Annotated in this window: 16 protein-coding genes; all 16 read left to right on the plus strand. The window is 45.0% G+C overall.

Going from position 1 to position 17,001, the window contains the following annotated elements; translation table 11 throughout:
• The first annotated feature begins 212 nt into the window (after positions 1-212).
• The 16 genes from NSMM_RS13830 (at position 213) to prfB (ending at position 16,958) form a co-directional block, all read left to right on the plus strand.
• Positions 213-1,028, plus strand: a complete 816-nt coding sequence (locus NSMM_RS13830) for a methane monooxygenase/ammonia monooxygenase subunit C (RefSeq protein WP_090285230.1) — start codon at positions 213-215, stop codon at positions 1,026-1,028.
• Between the two features lie 189 nt (positions 1,029-1,217).
• Complete coding sequence (locus NSMM_RS13835) at positions 1,218-2,132, plus strand: methane monooxygenase/ammonia monooxygenase subunit A (RefSeq protein WP_245654688.1); 915 nt, start codon at positions 1,218-1,220, stop codon at positions 2,130-2,132.
• Entirely contained in the window at positions 2,132-3,394 is a 1,263-nt protein-coding gene (locus NSMM_RS13840; RefSeq protein ID WP_090285232.1) for a methane monooxygenase/ammonia monooxygenase subunit B, read from the plus strand. The genes NSMM_RS13835 and NSMM_RS13840 overlap by 1 nt, the downstream gene beginning before the upstream one ends.
• Positions 3,395-3,614: 220 nt before the next feature.
• Positions 3,615-4,190 (plus strand): hypothetical protein, encoded by a 576-nt coding sequence (locus tag NSMM_RS13845; protein WP_176753861.1) that lies wholly within the window; start codon positions 3,615-3,617, stop codon positions 4,188-4,190.
• A gap of 72 nt (positions 4,191-4,262) precedes the next feature.
• Positions 4,263-4,844, plus strand: a complete 582-nt coding sequence (locus NSMM_RS13850) for an LPXTG cell wall anchor domain-containing protein (protein ID WP_090288349.1) — start codon at positions 4,263-4,265, stop codon at positions 4,842-4,844.
• 40 nt (positions 4,845-4,884) lie between these two features.
• Positions 4,885-5,334: a copper resistance CopC family protein gene (locus NSMM_RS13855; protein WP_245654822.1), complete on the plus strand. Its 450-nt coding sequence runs from the start codon at positions 4,885-4,887 to the stop codon at positions 5,332-5,334.
• A gap of 23 nt (positions 5,335-5,357) precedes the next feature.
• Entirely contained in the window at positions 5,358-5,507 is a 150-nt protein-coding gene (locus tag NSMM_RS16655; protein ID WP_425412387.1) for a copper resistance protein CopC, read from the plus strand.
• Between the two features lie 15 nt (positions 5,508-5,522).
• Positions 5,523-7,649, plus strand: coding sequence for a CopD family protein (locus tag NSMM_RS13865; protein WP_090288352.1), 2,127 nt, complete (start codon positions 5,523-5,525; stop codon positions 7,647-7,649).
• Between the two features lie 64 nt (positions 7,650-7,713).
• A complete protein-coding gene (locus NSMM_RS13870) occupies positions 7,714-8,232 on the plus strand; it encodes a hypothetical protein (RefSeq protein ID WP_176753986.1) in 519 nt (172 codons plus the stop codon).
• 295 nt (positions 8,233-8,527) lie between these two features.
• Positions 8,528-9,550 (plus strand): heat-inducible transcriptional repressor HrcA, encoded by a 1,023-nt coding sequence (gene hrcA, locus NSMM_RS13875; protein ID WP_090288354.1) that lies wholly within the window; start codon positions 8,528-8,530, stop codon positions 9,548-9,550.
• 35 nt (positions 9,551-9,585) lie between these two features.
• A complete protein-coding gene (gene hemH, locus NSMM_RS13880; RefSeq protein ID WP_090288356.1) occupies positions 9,586-10,671 on the plus strand; it encodes a ferrochelatase in 1,086 nt (361 codons plus the stop codon).
• 77 nt (positions 10,672-10,748) lie between these two features.
• Entirely contained in the window at positions 10,749-11,486 is a 738-nt protein-coding gene (locus NSMM_RS13885) for a sterol desaturase family protein (protein ID WP_245654823.1), read from the plus strand.
• Between the two features lie 178 nt (positions 11,487-11,664).
• Positions 11,665-12,444 carry a M48 family metallopeptidase gene (locus NSMM_RS13890; protein WP_090288360.1) on the plus strand — a complete coding sequence of 260 codons (780 nt, stop codon included), beginning with the start codon at positions 11,665-11,667 and terminating at the stop codon, positions 12,442-12,444.
• Between the two features lie 152 nt (positions 12,445-12,596).
• Positions 12,597-13,466 (plus strand): phosphoribulokinase, encoded by an 870-nt coding sequence (locus tag NSMM_RS13895; protein ID WP_090288362.1) that lies wholly within the window; start codon positions 12,597-12,599, stop codon positions 13,464-13,466.
• A gap of 63 nt (positions 13,467-13,529) precedes the next feature.
• Positions 13,530-15,758 (plus strand): UvrD-helicase domain-containing protein, encoded by a 2,229-nt coding sequence (locus NSMM_RS13900; protein WP_090288364.1) that lies wholly within the window; start codon positions 13,530-13,532, stop codon positions 15,756-15,758.
• A gap of 74 nt (positions 15,759-15,832) precedes the next feature.
• Positions 15,833-16,958, plus strand: a protein-coding gene (gene prfB / locus NSMM_RS13905) for a peptide chain release factor 2 (RefSeq protein ID WP_143001959.1) whose coding sequence is annotated in 2 segments (ribosomal slippage) — positions 15,833-15,913 and positions 15,915-16,958 — 1,125 coding nt in all. Because the reading frame shifts where the segments join, the coding sequence is not laid out codon by codon here.
• Positions 16,959-17,001: the final 43 nt, after the last annotated feature.

Genomic DNA, 17,001 nt, shown 5'->3' on the forward strand with positions numbered 1-17,001 from the left:
AAAAAAACTTGACTAAGGATGAGAAGGTGACTACGCTTTCAGGTGTATCTGGCGTGAAAGATGTAACTTTGCCGGAACAAAAGCAGAAACAAAAGGTCACAAACAGAGCAAAGACCGCATGAAAATTGTGGTTTTTGTGGTGAAAGGTGATGAAATGTAACAAGGTCATCACGATTTTTAACAAAAATGTTGTTAGATAGGAGGAACTGGAGATGGCAACTACAATGGGAACGAGCAGCGCAGCGTCAACCTCGGAAAGAGGCTACGATATGACGTTGTGGTATGACTCCAAGTGGTACAAATTTGGCATGATCACCATGCTGTCGGTAGCGATATTCTGGGTATGGTATCAGCGTACTTTTGCGTATTCGCACGGCATGGACTCGATGGAACCTGAGTTTGATCGTATCTGGATGGGGTTGTGGCGTGTACACATGACCATTATGCCGCTGTTTGCCCTGGTAACCTGGGGTTGGATTCTGAAAACGCGCGATACCAAAGAGCAGTTGGATAACCTTGATCCGAAACTGGAAATCAAACGTTATTTTTACTGGTTGATGTGGATTGGCGTGTACATTTTTGGGGTGTACTGGGGTGGTAGTTTCTTCACGGAGCAAGATGCTTCCTGGCATCAAGTGATTATTCGTGATACGAGCTTTACCCCTAGCCATGTAGTGGTATTTTATGGTTCATTCCCAATGTACATCGTCTGTGGTATTGCTTCATATCTGTATGCAATGACCCGTCTGCCGCTGTATAGCCGTGGGATATCGTTCCCGCTGGTGATGGCGATTGCAGGGCCACTGATGATTCTGCCTAATGTTGGTTTGAATGAATGGGGCCATGCTTTCTGGTTCATGGAAGAACTGTTTAGTGCACCATTGCACTGGGGCTTCGTGATTCTGGGTTGGGCTGGTTTGTTCCAGGGTGGTATTGCAGCACAGATTATCACCCGTTATTCCAATTTGACCGATGTTATCTGGAATAACCAAAGCAAAGAAATCCTCAACAACCGGATCGTACCCTAATCTGGTAAATTTCTGTGCTGTGGTAGGGTGATTGATGTCACGGTACCAGGAAAAGTATGAGGAAAAAATGACCAGCTGGTTTCAAGGGATTGAGGCCAGCTGGACACGGGAGTGGTACTTTATTGATATAGATAGAGGGATCGTCATGTTGCTACACTTAATATTACAAGCTAAAGAAGGGAGGGGTTTATGAATGAGTTTTTGCTGGCTCTGATATATATCGTACCGCTATTGATGGTGCTGACGTTGCTTACCAAAGGCGAAGGTTTGTTGACTGGTGTGTTCAGAACGAATGAAATACTGAAAGCGGCTAAAATGCCGCCGGAAGCGATTCACATGTCGCGGCTGATTGATGCGGTGTATTTCCCGATTCTGATTGTACTGTTGGTTGGAACCTACCACATGCATTTCATGCTGTTGGCAGGCGACTGGGATTTTTGGCTGGATTGGAAGGATCGTCAATGGTGGCCGGTATTAACCCCTATTGTGGGTATTACCTACTGTTCGGCCATCATGTATTACCTGTGGGTGAATTACCGTCAGCCTTTTGGCGCGACTCTCTGTGTAATATGCCTGTTGCTTGGTGAATGGCTGACTCGCTATTGGGGTTTTTACTGGTGGTCACATTACCCAATCAACTTTGTCACACCGGGCATCATGCTACCAGGTGCGTTGATGCTGGATCTGACCTTGTATTTGACACGTAATTTCTTGATTACGGCGCTACTTGGTGGTGCATTTTTTGGTTTATTGTTCTATCCGGGCAACTGGACAATATTTGGACCTACGCACTTGCCGATTGTAGTAGAAGGGCACTTATTGTCGATGGCCGATTATATGGGTCACCTGTACATTCGCACAGGTACGCCAGAATACACTCGCTTGATTGAGAAAGGGTCATTACGTACCTTTGGTGGTCATACCACAGTAATTGCGGCATTTTTTGCATCGTTTGTCTCTATGCTGGTATTTTTGGTGTGGTGGTATCTGGGTAAAGTCTATTGCACAGCTTTCTTCTATGTCAAAGGTAAAAGAGGTCGTATTGTACATAGAGAAGACGTGACTGCATTTGGTGAAGAAGGCTTTCCAGAGAGGATCAAATAATGAATATCAAAAAACTATACAAGCATAGCGTAATGGGGCTTTACGGTGCGGCCTATGCGGTAGCTGCACTGACCATGACTGTGGCACTCGACGTCTCAACAGTAGCGGCACATGGTGAGCGTTCACAAGAGCCATTCCTGAGGATGCGTACGGTGCAATGGTACGATGTCAAATGGAGTCCGGAAACCGTCAAGGTAAATGAGCATGCGAGAATAGAAGGTAAATTTCATTTGGCTGCAGACTGGCCACGGGCTGCTTCCAAACCGGAGCGTGCATTTCTGAACGTAGGTAGCCCGAGTCCAGTTTTTGTTCGGCTTAGCACCAAACTTAATGGGCACCCATGGTTCATTTCTGGACCGTTGCAAATTGGACGTGACTATGAGTTCGAAGTTAATCTGAGAGCACGTATTCCTGGTCGCCATCATGTCCATTCCATGTTGAATGTAGAAGGAGCGGGCCCAATTGCTGGACCAGGTGCATGGATGAACATCACGGGAAGTTGGGATGATTTTACCAATCCACTCAAATTGCTGACGGGTGAAACCATTGATTCGGAAACATTCAACCATACCAACGGCCTCTTCTGGCACGTATTATGGATATCATTGGGTGTTTTCTGGATTGGTGTATTTACTATTCGTCCTATGTTCCTCCCGCGTAGCCGGGTATTGCTGGCATATGGTGATGACCTGTTGCGTGATCCGGTGGATACCAAGATTGCATGGGTGATGGTCGTGGTGACGCTAGGTTTGGTATGGGGTGGTTATCGCTACACGGAAAACAAACACCCCTACACTGTGCCGATTCAAGCGGGCGAATCCAAGGTTGCGCCATTACCGGTAGCGCCTAATCCGGTTGCCATTACTATAACGGATGCCAACTATGACGTACCAGGTCGTGCGTTGCGCGTTTCAATGGAAGTAACCAACAACGGCGATAGCGCGATTGAGTTCGGTGAATTCACCACAGCAGGTATCCGTTTTATTAACTCTGTTGGACGTAAAACACTGGATCCAAATTATCCACGTGAATTAACGGCGATTGGATTGTCATTTGATGACGAAACACCGATTCAGCCAGGTGAAACCAGAGAAATGAAAATGGAAGCCAAAGATGCACTATGGGAAATTCAGCGCCTGATGGCACTGTTGGGTGACCCGGAAAGCCGATTTGGTGGACTGTTGATGGCTTGGGATGAAGAAGGAAATCGGCATATCACCAGTATTGCTGGTCCTGTAATTCCGGTCTTCACCAAACTCTAAGCAACACTAGAGTTAAGTTAATTGCCACAAACCGGTACATCGCTGTCGTTAGGCAGGAGGTGTACCGGTTTTTTTATTAAAAAAACAAAGAACGAAATACCCTAAAATCTGTCAAAGGTACTGTTGTATCCATGAAATGGCAGTTAAGTATGGGTGTGGCGATCAAACAGATTGAGAGAGATTCGCCATAAATAAATTAAAAGTTTGGGGAGGGTTGACCATGGTGAGGCGATCAATACAAACAGTTTTAGTGTGTTGTGGACTGATTGGTGCTGTTAGCGCAAGTAATGTACAGGCACATGGAGCGGTACCATTGGAAGAAGACGTCTGTGTTCGTCAAATTGGTGAAAATATGGTGCATCTGAGTGCGTATCAACCGCAGCATGATCAGACGGGACAATATTGCACAGAAATACCGATCGCGGGGGAGACGTATCTGGTGATAGATCTGATTGATCCGGCACTAAGAAATATGCCGGTTAGCCTGAAAGTTTATCGCGGAGCGACTCCGGAAGGTGAGACGATTGCCCAAGTGAATGCGGATTATTATCCAAATGGTGTGATTAACGGTTTGGAAAGACTGGATCAGGGGTTATATTCATTGTTGGTAACTGCAGAAGGAGTGCCACCTTTGAATTACCACTACCAGTTACGAGTGGAGATGGTGGATTACGCAAAAATGGCGCGTCAGGCGGTTGGGCCGGCGATAGTACTATTAGTGTTGTCCTGGCTTATCTTTAAACTGGTACAGTCCGGACGAATCAGCAAATGGTTCCGTACCCGTAAAAATAGATAATAGATGAAAATCCATGTTTATCATGCGTGATTAGATATACAATTGTAAAATTTGAACAAGGGGAAATTGATAATGACGGGAATCTGGATAAAAAGTAAATTTCAATGGTTGGTAACAATATTGATCGGAGTGACTTGCTCTATGCAGGTACATGCGCATGGCGGACTGTCTTTAGCAGAAGATATGTGTAAACTGACAGTCGGTCCTTACACTATGCACTTTACCGGATACCAGCCAGAGAGTTCTCAAGAGCAAGAGTTTTGTGAAGATATTCCAAACGTTGGTCGTACGATTGTTGCACTGGATTACATAGACGAGGATTTGCGGCCAATGTCTACCGAAGTGCGCATTATTCGTGACACAGGGTCGGAAGAGAATCTGGATGAAATTACAATATTCCGCTTAGAGCCAAAAATTTATCCGAATGGATCGGTTACATTCGAGCACAACTTTCCGTCAGAAGGAAGTTTTGTTGGATTAGTAACAGTTCGTCATGATGACACCGAGTATGTGTCACGCTTTCCATTCGCAGTTGGAACTGGTGGCAATTCTAATTTGCCGATGATACTTGGGTTACTGGTAGTTGTGGCCGCAGCCGGATTCTTCTTTCTGAGAAAAAATAAGTCCAAGGATAGTAATCAGCAGGCAGCTTGATTGGCTCAGTTTGTTGAATATTTTATAGGATGGATCAAGTATGAAAATGAATCAGTTAATGATGTTAAAGAATGCATATGGACTATTTTCGAGTAAGGGTTTGCTATCAACTCGTTTATTAAATACGTTGCTGTTTAGCTTGTTATTGGTAATATTTACCACCTGCTCTGATAATGTTTTCGCTCACGCATCACTTGTCAAGGCTGAACCTGCGCGTCGCGCAGCGCTTTCAGTACCCCCCAAACAAATACGTCTTTGGTTTAATGAGGAAATTGAAGCCGAGTACGCATCTATGACTGTTTTGAATGCAGAAAAAAAATCTGTAACTGAGAAAAAACCATTGATCCATCCTGATGACCCAAAATCAATTTATTTGGAACTGCCGGAACTTTCTCCGGGGAAATACACTGTTAAATTTCGTGTGTTGTCCGTAGATGGTCATGTGGTAGATTCGGATTACATGTTTGGAATAAAAAAGAAATCAAAATAAAAGCCGTAACCGAGAAAAAACCATTGATTCATCTTGATGATCCAAGATCAAATTATTTGGAACTGCCGGAACTTTCTCCGGGTAAATACACCGTTAAATTTCGTGTGTTGTCCATAGATGGTCATGTGGTAGATTCGGATTATATATTTGGAATAAAGAAGAAATCAAATTAATGGAGAGACGCGAGAGTGCTTGATTTTTTTGCGGCAACTGCGCGCTGGACGCAACTCGTTGCTAATTTGGTATTGTTAGGGAGTTGTTTTTTTCTTGCTTATGCGGGGCGGTCTGCCGCGCTGTATGAAAGCCCCTGGGTCAGGCGTTTAGAGCGTGTTTTTCCATGGCTGGCAGGGTTGATCTTGGCTGGCCTTGTGGGAATACTGGCGATAACAACAGCAGAGGCTACAGGCGTAGATGCGAATGTTTTGTCACCAAGTGCGTGGCTGGGCGTTATTGTCCAAACCAAAATGGGGCATATGTGGGTGGCGCGCGCTGTGTTTGCCTCCATTTTATTTGCACTGATTGTATTTTTACTTCAAAAAAATCCGAGAAAATGCTGGCATTACTATTCATGTGCTGTGGCAGCAGCTTTTCCGCTGATCGCGGGCGCGCTTGTTAGTCACTCTGCTGCAGAAGAAGACTATTTCACTTATGTTTCACTCTACGCAATACATATTCTGCTGGCGGGTATTTGGCTGGGTGCGCTGCCAGCATTTTTACTGATCATTTTTGATAAGCGGTCAATAGATAGTCAAAACGATATTCTTGGCTTGAATATAAGCAGTCTGAGGCGGTTTTCTGGGCTGGCATTACCAGTGATGCTGGCGGTTGTGTTAACAGGCATTATTATTGCTGATCGGATGATTGAGGAGGATTACCATGCTTTGGTGTCAAGTGCATATGGATGGCTGCTAAATACCAAAATTGCACTATTGGTGATTATCTTGATGATTGCTTATCAGGCCCGATCTAGATGGCTGCCCTTATTTGAGAAGCTGGTTAAAGTCGATATGCCACATAATGCTGAATCAACGTCGGGTTTGAATCACTTCCAGCGGCTGTTCTCAGATAATGCTCAGAATAAGAAGCCAGATAATGGCTCAAGCGATGCAGCTGTAGGAGTAGCAAAACTGCAGAAATGGATTCGAATAGAGTTTATCCTGGCATTGTTTCTGGTCTTGTTTGCCACGATGTTGTCTAATACGGTGCCTGCTAAGCATGAGATGGTGGAATACTGGCCGTACCCATTTAGATTTTCTATAGACGCAACATGGGAAAACCCGGTTGTTCAAAGTTATTTCTGGAGTGGCATGGCGGTATTAGCCATAGGAATAGCCTCGATCTGGTTAGGGATTAAAAATAACTGGCAAGTTAGAAAAAGATATGCAGTGTCAGCGACCCTAATAATTACCGCGTTATTGATTATTCTGCCTCAGTTCGCCGTTAAGGCTTATCCGGAAACTTATCAGAGCACGCCAGTTCCATTTGATACAATTTCAATTTCTAATGGAAGTACCTTTTTTGCCGAAAATTGTACCAGTTGCCATGGTCCTCAAGGAGCGGGAAATGGTGTTTTGGCTAAAACATTTTCCCCACCACCAGCGGATTTACTGACAGAAGCGCATACTGCTAGGCACACTGCCGGCGATTTTTTTCACTGGCTAACTTATGGAATAGCAGAGACCGGTATGCCTAGTTTCGCTGCTAATCTATCAGAAGAAGATCGTTGGGATACGGTTAATTACTTGCATGCCATGTCAAGAGGTTACCAGGCCAGGCTGCTAAATTCTTCTATAGTGCCTGGTAGGCCATCCATAGGCCCTCCTATGTTTCAATTTACGACGGTTGATGGTAAGACAGGTATTCTGAAAGACTATCGACAACGCAGTAATGTGATGTTAGTTTTATTCAGCTGGCCTGATTCTTCTGTTAGATTGAAAGAATTAGCCGAAATGACTGACAGGCTCAGAATGCTTAATACGGAAATTCTGGCAATTCCGATGGATGAGTTCAGCAAAAGCATTTTGGAAGATGTTGCTGCGGAGCTTCCTTTTCCAGTAGTGTTAGATGGTTGGTATGAAATCAAGAATAGTTACATCCTTTTCAGAAGAACACTTACCCATCCAGACATTATGGGTGAGGGGGTCATACCTGATCATATGGAGTTTCTAATTGACCGTTTTGGATATTTACGCGCAAGATGGATTCCGTCAATTGATAGTGCTGGCTGGGATGATTCAAATTTACTAGCTAAGGAACTTGCTCGGCTTAACCAGGAGGGTGAGATATTACCTCCTCCTAGCGATCACGTGCACTGATTGGTCGATATACTAATTTATTTGCGACATCCTTTGTACTGCTTATAAGAAAGAGGTGAAAATAATGAAAAAAATATTAAGTGACGTAACAGCTTTGCTTTTATTCTTTTTGAGCATAGCTCTATCCGGTTTCGTCTGGGCGCATAGTGACGAGTACCTGGATACGATTGAAGCACCTCACGGAGGGCAGCTGCGCATGGCTGGCCCTTTTCATCTTGAATTAGTAGCAAAAGATGGTGAGTTGCAACTTTATGTTACTGATCACATGGATAAAGAAATTTCGACCAAAGGTGGATCTGGAAAAGCTAATATTTTTAGTGAGAATGGAGAAAAAGTATCTGTCAATCTAACTCCGTTTCTCAGCAACATGATGAAAGGACAAGGTAAATTTGAATTAACCCCAGAATCAGCAGTATCAGTTTTCGTGGTACTGGAAGGTTATGAGGCACAAGGCGCACGCTTTACACCACTGGCGCCCAAAGTGACCAGCGATGAGAATAGTAATGCGGGTGATCACCACCACCATCATCATCACGATGAAGATGAAAACCATCGACATGATGATGATCTTGAAATTGAATAAATTCACACATTACTACAAAGTATTTTTATGAAAAAGCCAGGAAACCAAAGTTCCTTGGCTTTTTATGTGAATATCTTCAGTTGTCTAGCTTTCAAAAAGACTTGGTGTGAATAAGGAATGCTGCTGCAGATTGAAAATCAATATATCGGTAAGCTTTTTTTGAGCAGCTATTGAGATGATTTACGTGGAATTATTTTTGTTTTTTATTGCCTTCAATTATTATTCGCTTTTAAATCGATGCAAGATTTCATATAGCTCTTGTCAGCCGATTTTACTAACTTATTAGAATACGATCATGCTTAATGATCGCGCTAAAATTCTCCTTAAAACACTGGTTGAACGATACATCCATGAAGGACAGCCCTTGGGTTCGCGAGCCCTTGCGAAATTCTCGGGCTTAGATTTAAGTCCCGCTACAGTTCGTAATGTTATGACAGACCTTGAAGAAATGGGTTATGTCACCAGTCCACATATCTCTGCGGGACGAACGCCGACCGCGCTTGGCTACCGTTTTTTTGTAGACAGTCTACTGGTAGTTAAATCTCTCAACAATTTGCAGATGACAATGCTTGAGAATAGGATGCATCCGGCCAATCCGGCTCGCTTGGTCAATGTTGCCTCCAACTTGTTATCGGAACTTACCCAGTTTGTTGGCGTGGTGATGGCGCCGAGAAGGTCTGGGGGGGCAGTGTTTCGCTACATCGAGTTTATGGCTCTAACCGAGAAACGTATCCTGCTGATTTTGGTTACACCTGATGGTGATGTGCAAAATCGTATCATTTTTACGGAAACGATTTATAATCAATCCGATCTGATAGAAGCTGGTAATTTTCTGAATCAGCATTATGCCGGTTGTACCCTTGAGGAAATTCGTGCGCGACTGCAAGGAGAGCTAACGCAAATTCGACAGGATATTTCTCATCTGATGAATGCTGCTATTGATGTTGGTTGTGAGACTTTGCAGCCAGATAACGAAGCCGTGGTAATTACTGGGGAGCATAAACTTTTTGATGTGAGCGATTTATCAGAAAATCTATCTAGTCTAAAAAAGCTGTTTGAATTGTTTGAACGTAAATCCAAGTTACTGCAGTTGATGGAATTAAGTCGCCGGGCACAGGGTGTAAAAATCTTTATCGGCGGGGAGTCTGATTCGACAATACAGGAAGAAATCAGCGTTGTGATGGCGCCTTACGAAATTGAAGGCGAGATTGTTGGCACGGTTGGTGTAATTGGTCCGCGTCGTATGGCTTACGAACAGGTAATACCAGTTGTTGATATTACTGCAAAGTTATTGTCGAGTAGCTTGTCTCAGCATTAACTCACTTTTTTATTTTTTGATTCAAAGTCTGAATAATGCTACCTGAACCAGCTTATCAACATGGGGTTTCCAGCAGAGTAGGTGTGTTGCTCATTAATCTTGGTACACCTGATGCACCTACCGCCAAGGCTCTGCGACCTTACCTGAAGCAATTTTTAAGTGAGTCGCGTATTATTGAGCTGCCACGCTGGTTCTGGTGGTTTATCCTCAACGGCATTATCCTCAATACACGTCCCGCCAAATCAGCCAGGAAATATGAACAAATATGGATGCCAGAAGGCTCACCACTAAAGGTGCATACAGAGCGTCAAACTGCTTTGTTAGCCAGTTTTCTGCAAGAACAAACCCAATATCCACTGATAGTAGAGTATGCAATGAGCATTGGTACGCCTTCAATCAAAGATAAGCTGTGGCGCATGAAGGAGCGTGGTTGCGATCGTATTCTGGTACTGCCATTGTTCCCTCAATACGCAGCCAGCAGTAGCGGTTGCGCATTGGAAAGCGTTTTTTGCGAGCTCGGCAAGATGCGTAATATACCGGCTTTGCGTACAATTAAGCATTTTCATGATGATGCAGGTTATATTGCGGCATTGGCGAAGAATATAGAAGATTACTGGGCTGAGCATGGGCGCCCAGATAAACTGGTGATGAGTTTTCATGGTGTGCCGCGTAAAACCCTGGATGCGGGTGACCCTTACCATTGTGAATGCCATAAAACCGGCAGATTGTTGGCTGAAGCACTGTCGTTATCCAGCGGCCAATACCAGGTTTGCTTTCAGTCACGTTTTGGCTTTGCAAAATGGCTTAGCCCTTATACTTCCGAAATATTGGAAGAATTGGGTAAGCAAAAGCTCAAACGTGTTGATGTGGTCTGTCCAGGTTTTGTGTCTGATTGCCTGGAAACGCTGGAAGAAATTGCAATAGAGGGTAAAGCAATTTTTATTACTGCTGGTGGAGAAGATTTTCATTACATTCCCAGTCTGAATGAACATCCTGAATGGATTCAGGCGCTTGGCGAAATGGTGCGTGCCAACCTGTCTGGTTGGATAAATCAGCATGTAACTGAAGAAGATGCTGAATACTCTCGCAAGCTTGCATTGCAATTGGGAGCGCTCCAATAATCAGTTTGTCTTGATTTATGCTGGTTGAACAGGAAAACTACCTTCGAGTTGGTTTATTTTTGACTGTTTTGATCGGCATGGCATATTGGGAAGTATATGCTCCCAGGAGAAAGCTGACGGTAGCTAAATGGTTGCGTTGGCAGAATAATCTCACATTAACATTCATTAATAGCATCCTGTTGAAAATATTGCTGCCGGTGACGGCAACCGGGGTCGCTGCCTATGCCGCCTGCAATCAATGGGGCTTATTTAATCAGTTAGTATGGCCAGCATGGCTTGCGATTATTATGAGTATTGTTTTGCTCGATCTGGCTGTTTATGGGCAACACGTTGCACTACATGCTTTTGCTCCGCTTTGGCGACTACATCGCGCCCATCATGCTGATCTTGATCTGGATGTGACGACTGGTTTGCGTTTCCATCCTCTTGAAATATTGTTTTCGATGCTGTTCAAATTTGCCGTCATTGTGTTGATCGGTGCGCCAGTGATGGGCGTTTTAGTGTTTGAAATTATTTTGAATGCTATGGCGATGTTTAATCATGGCAACATATACCTGCCGCGTAAACTAGACTACTTCTTAAGATATATTATTGTTACGCCAGATATGCACTGTGTCCATCATTCAACTCTTCCGACCGAAATGAACCGCAATTTTGGTTTTAATCTGGTGGTTTGGGATAGATTGTTTGCTACTTATCGTGATCAGCCGCAAGCTGGACATGACCAGGTGGTGATTGGGTTGCCACAGTGGCGCAATCCACAGTTTTGCAGCCGATTGGTGAATATTTTGCGGATGCCTTTGGGGAAATATTGATGAGTGCCTCTTAAAACCCAGCGTTCCAAGCGAGACCAAGCACGAATAAAAAATTGACTTGGCATGTAATTTATATGTGAGGAAACATTTTTATAAGCAACGCAGTATTGTGACGAAGTATGTGGGTTTTTAAAGATCCCTTGATAAAAATAGTAGTGAATTCTCGAGTAAGAATAGTATGAAAAAATTGCTAATATTATTTTTAATTTTATTGCTAGGCGGTTGCGCCACATCTCCCACGGGCAGATCGCAATTGATCTTCATGCCTGATGCTGAGTTAAACAGCATGGGTTTGCAGGCATTTGAAACGATGAAACGCGATACGCGAACCAGCTCCAATGTTGCGAGTAACCAGTTTGTCAGGTGTATCGTTGAGGCAATTACGCGTGAAGTTGGCGGCCAATGGGAGTTTGTCGTTTTTGAGGATGACTCTTTAAATGCTTTTGCTTTGCCAGGTGGAAAAATTGGCGTGCATACTGGATTGGTCAGTTTGGTAGATAATCAAGATCAACTAGCCACGGTTATCGGTCATGAAGTGGGACATGTATTGGCCAGGCATAGTAACGAGCGAATGTCACAGCAGATTGGTACACAAATGGGAATTTCACTGGCACAGGCGATTGCTGCGCCACAAACTGCTTTGGGGAAAACTGCTATTGGATTGCTGGGTGTAGGTGCGCAGTATGGCGTGATCATGCCTTTCAGTAGGTTGCACGAGAGTGAAGCGGATCGTATTGGTCTGGATTTAATGGCCAAAGCGGGATTTGATCCTGCCGAAAGTGTCGTGCTCTGGCAGAAAATGTCACAAGCCAGCCAAGGCCCGCGACCGGTCGAATTTCTTTCTACCCATCCATCACATGGTACCCGTATTCAGGATTTACAGGCTCGCTTACCAGCTGCGCGACAAATTCAGCAGCAGGCCAATGCGGCAGGTAAGGTCCCGCGATGTATGAAGTAATTCCAGGGATTTAAATATTCTATAACTACAACTGGTTATCTATTTTCTGCCAAGAAAATATCAAAAGCCAGTATCATTCGGCCTTCGATTTATCATTATCTGCGTTGTCGGTATTTGAAGTTATTTACTAATATTCCAAGGGAGAATCGTTTATGTCAAAAAAATATCCAGTCATCGCGGTAACCGGATCATCTGGTGCAGGCACATCTACTGTCAAATCAAGTTTTGAGCATATTTTTCGTCGTGAGCATCTGAATGCTGCTGTCGTTGAGGGAGATAGTTTTCACCGCTATGACCGTGAGGCGATGAAACTGGCAGTTGCGGACTCTGAAAAATCAGGTGGGCGGCCCATCAGTCATTTTGGCCCGGAAGCCAATGAATTTGAAAAGCTGGAAACCCTTTTCAAAGAGTATGGTGAAACAGGATCAGGTGAGCGGCGTCTCTATCTTCATAATGAGGAAGAAGCTGCACCCTATAACCAAAAACCAGGCACATTTACGCCATGGCAGTTGATTACCCCGGGAACGGATCTATTGTTTTACGAAGGACTACATGGGGGAGTGAAAAGTGAAACTGCCGACGTTGCTAAATATGTAGATTTATTAGTTGGCGTCGTACCCATTGTTAACCTTGAATGGATACAAAAAATTTATCGTGATACTGAAGCCAGAGGTTATTCTGCCGAAGCCGTAACCCATACTATTTTGAGGCGCATGCATGATTACGTGCACTACATTACGCCGCAATTCTCACGTACGCACGTTAATTTTCAGCGGGTTCCGACGGTGGACACTTCTAATCCATTTATCGCTCGCGATATTCCTTCGCTTGATGAGAGCATGGTGGTAATTCGCTTCCAAAATCATCGCGGAGTGGATTTTCCCTATTTGTTGAATATGATTAAGGATTCGTTCGTATCTCGTCCGAATACCATTGTGGTGCCGGGTGGCAAGATGGGCATGGCAATTGAGCTGATTCTGACACCATTGATTCTCGATATCGTCGCGAAGAGTAAGCAATAATCAGTTCAGTTTTCTGTTATCCAGCAGGCAGTAAGCATATTTATACTTAATCCGCCCGCATTTATGAGTTCCATTCTTTCCGGGTTGAATCCCGAACAGCTTGAAGCAGTTACCTGGCCACATCAGTCCGCACTGGTGCTGGCAGGTGCTGGCAGCGGTAAAACACGGGTATTGACCACTCGTATTGCTTATCTGTTGCAGTCAGGTTTTGCGCATCCGCACAACATTCTGGCAGTAACGTTTACCAATAAAGCTGCGCGTGAGATGATTGCACGCATATCCGCAATGTTGACCGTCAATCCACAGAACATGTGGGTGGGCACGTTTCACGGCCTCTGTAACCGTATGCTGCGTTCACATTATCAGGAAGCAGGGTTACCACAGGGGTTCCAGATTCTGGATATGACTGATCAGCAGGCGGTCATCAAGCGATTGCTCAAGGCGCATTCGCTGGATGAGAAAACATATCCACCCAGGCTGATACAGTGGTTCATCAATAATGCCAAAGAAGAGGGGCTACGCGTAAGTCAGGTTGTACCGAAAGATAATCAGGAACGCAAACTGGCTGATTGCTATCAACTTTACGAAACAACCTGCTTGCGTGATGGCTTGGTTGATTTTGCGGAATTATTGTTACGCTGCTATGAGTTGCTGACGCGTAGCCAGATATTGCGCGACCATTATCGTGATCGCTTCAGTCATATTCTGGTTGACGAGTTCCAGGATACCAATCGATTGCAGTATCAATGGCTGAAACTGTTGTCTGGTAATGGATCAGGAGAACATAACGCCATTTTTGCGGTCGGTGATGACGATCAAAGCATCTATGCGTTTCGGGGTGCGTATCCAGGTAATATGCAGGCCCTGGAAAGAGAGTTTGTCATATCTAAAGTCATCAAACTGGAGCAGAATTACCGTTCGCAAGGTAATATCCTGGATGCTGCGAATGCAGTTATTCAACATAATGCAGAACGTCTGGGCAAAAATCTGTGGACGGATGCAGGGGAGGGAGAGCTGGTCCGGACTTATCATGCGTTTACGGATCGCGATGAGGCTGTATTTATTGTTGATGAAATAAAAGCCTTGCATGCCGGGGGATTGGCGCTATTGGATATCGCCCTGCTTTATCGTTCCAATGCGCAATCCCGAATGCTTGAGCATCAACTGTTCAATGCGGGAGTTTCGTATCGCGTTTATGGGGGTATGCGGTTTTTTGATCGTCAGGAAGTCAGACATATGCTTGCGTATTTGCGGATGATCGTCAGCCCGGATGACGATTATGCCTTCATGCGCATTGTCAATTTTCCGACACGCGGTATTGGCGCGCGTACATTGGAGCAACTACAGGATCAGGCTGGTGCGGCCAATATCAGTCTATGGCAGGTGGCATACCAGCAACATGAAGCAAGTGTTGGTGCTGCTCGTGGCAAAGGTCGGACACCCGGTAGAGGGATGAGTGGATTTGTCAACTTGATTTTAGCCATGCGTGAAGCTTGTGCATCATTGCCATTACCAGAGATAGTATCGCTGGTTGAACAACTAAGCGGATTAAATGCTCATTATCAAGCTGAACGTGAAGGTAGTGAACGACTGGAGAATCTAAGGGAGCTGATCAATGCCGCTACCAGTTTTGTACATGAATCAGAGGATGATAGTCTGACGGCTTTTCTGGCGCATGCCTCGCTGGAAGGTGGCGAGCATCAGGCGGGTGAACAGCAGGATGCAGTACAGTTGATGACAGTTCATGCTGCCAAAGGGCTGGAATTTTCTGCGGTATTTGTCTGTGGCTTGGAAGAAGGGTTGTTTCCGCACGAAAACAGCCGCAAGGAAGTGGATGGGTTGGAAGAAGAGCGGCGCCTGATGTACGTGGCGATCACACGCGCTCGGCAACGTTTGTATCTCACTTATGCACAAAGCCGCATGTTACATGGTCAGATACACAGAAACATTCCTTCGCGTTTTGTGTCAGAGATTCCGGAAAATTTGCTTAAAAAATTATGTTCGGATAGAGAATCTGATGCTTCCGGGTTGCCAAACGAGTATGCAAAGGGCTTGGGTTCAATGGCATCCGTCAAAAAAAGAAATGCCAGTCAATCATCTTCGGCTTTGCATGTACATACTTCCGGGCTGCAAATTGGCCAGCGAGTTTCACACCAGAAATTTGGTCACGGTACCATCATTAATTGCGAAGGCCGTGGCGAGGATTTGCGGGTTCAGGTGCACTTCAGTCTGCTGGGTGCTAAATGGCTCTCAATGGCTTACGCCAACCTGACGCCACTGGAAGAACATTGATATTTTTCGGTTGAGTATTCGTTAACAGGATTACCCTATGCAAGCAAACACACTAATGGAATGATCAAATAAGTATGGAAACAGAAAAAATAAATGCGTTGAAATTGCAGCTGCAGGACCTCAAGCAAAGAAGCAATATCTTACGGGGGTATCTTTGACTTCGAGGTCAAACAGATACGATTGACTGAGCTGGAAAGGCTGGTTGAAGATCCATTGATTTGGAACGAACCCGCGCGCGCGCAGGAAATCGGCCGTGAGAAAAAATCGCTGGAAACCATCGTGTATACCTTTCAATCTGCAGACAGCCAGCTGCGGGATGCGCAAGAACTGCTAAAAATTGCGCAGGAAGAGGAAGATGAAGCAACCATCCAGAGTATTGCCAAGGATGTTGCCTCGCTGGAGGCCAGTCTGGCCGCAATGGAATTTCGCCGCATGTTTTCCGATCCAATGGACCCCAATAACTGCTTCCTGGATATCCAGTCGGGTTCTGGCGGAACCGAGGCGCAGGACTGGGCAGCGATGCTGGAGCGCATGTATTTACGCTATTGTGAGCGACGGAATTTTGTGGTGGACGTACTCGAAGAATCACCGGGTGAGGTTGCTGGCATCAAAAGTGCAACCATCAAAATCAGCGGAGAATATGCTTATGGATACCTGCGAACGGAAACCGGGGTTCATCGGTTGGTGCGCAAGTCACCGTTTGATTCTGGTAATCGGCGCCATACATCCTTTGCCAGCGTTTTTGTCTACCCAGAAGTCGACGACAGTATCGAAATTGATATCAACCCGGCAGATTTGCGGGTAGATACCTTCCGGGCTTCAGGAGCTGGAGGGCAGCATATCAACAAAACTGATTCAGCCGTCAGAATTACGCATGCGCCATCGGGCATCGTAGTGCAGTGCCAGAGCGGGCGATCGCAGCATCGTAATCGGGCTGATGCGATGGACATGCTCAAGTCCCGCCTGTATGAAGCAGAGTTGAGAAAGCGTAATGAAACTAAGCAGACCGTGGAAGACTCTAAAACTGATATTGCCTGGGGTCACCAGATTCGCTCTTATGTGCTGGACCAGTCGCGAATCAAAGATTTGCGAACCAATATTGAAGTGGGTAATACTCAAGCGGTGCTGGATGGTGACCTAGATATATTTATAGAAGCGAGTTTGAAGCAGGGCGTACAGAGCGAGAGTGAAACAGGGTAAATGGCTTGCGTAATGGAAGTTAATTCTGATCAAGGTGAGGATA

Origin of the sequence: Nitrosomonas mobilis (assembly GCF_900103035.1) — a bacterium.
In the GTDB taxonomy this organism is placed as follows: Bacteria; Pseudomonadota; Gammaproteobacteria; order Burkholderiales; family Nitrosomonadaceae; genus Nitrosomonas; species Nitrosomonas mobilis.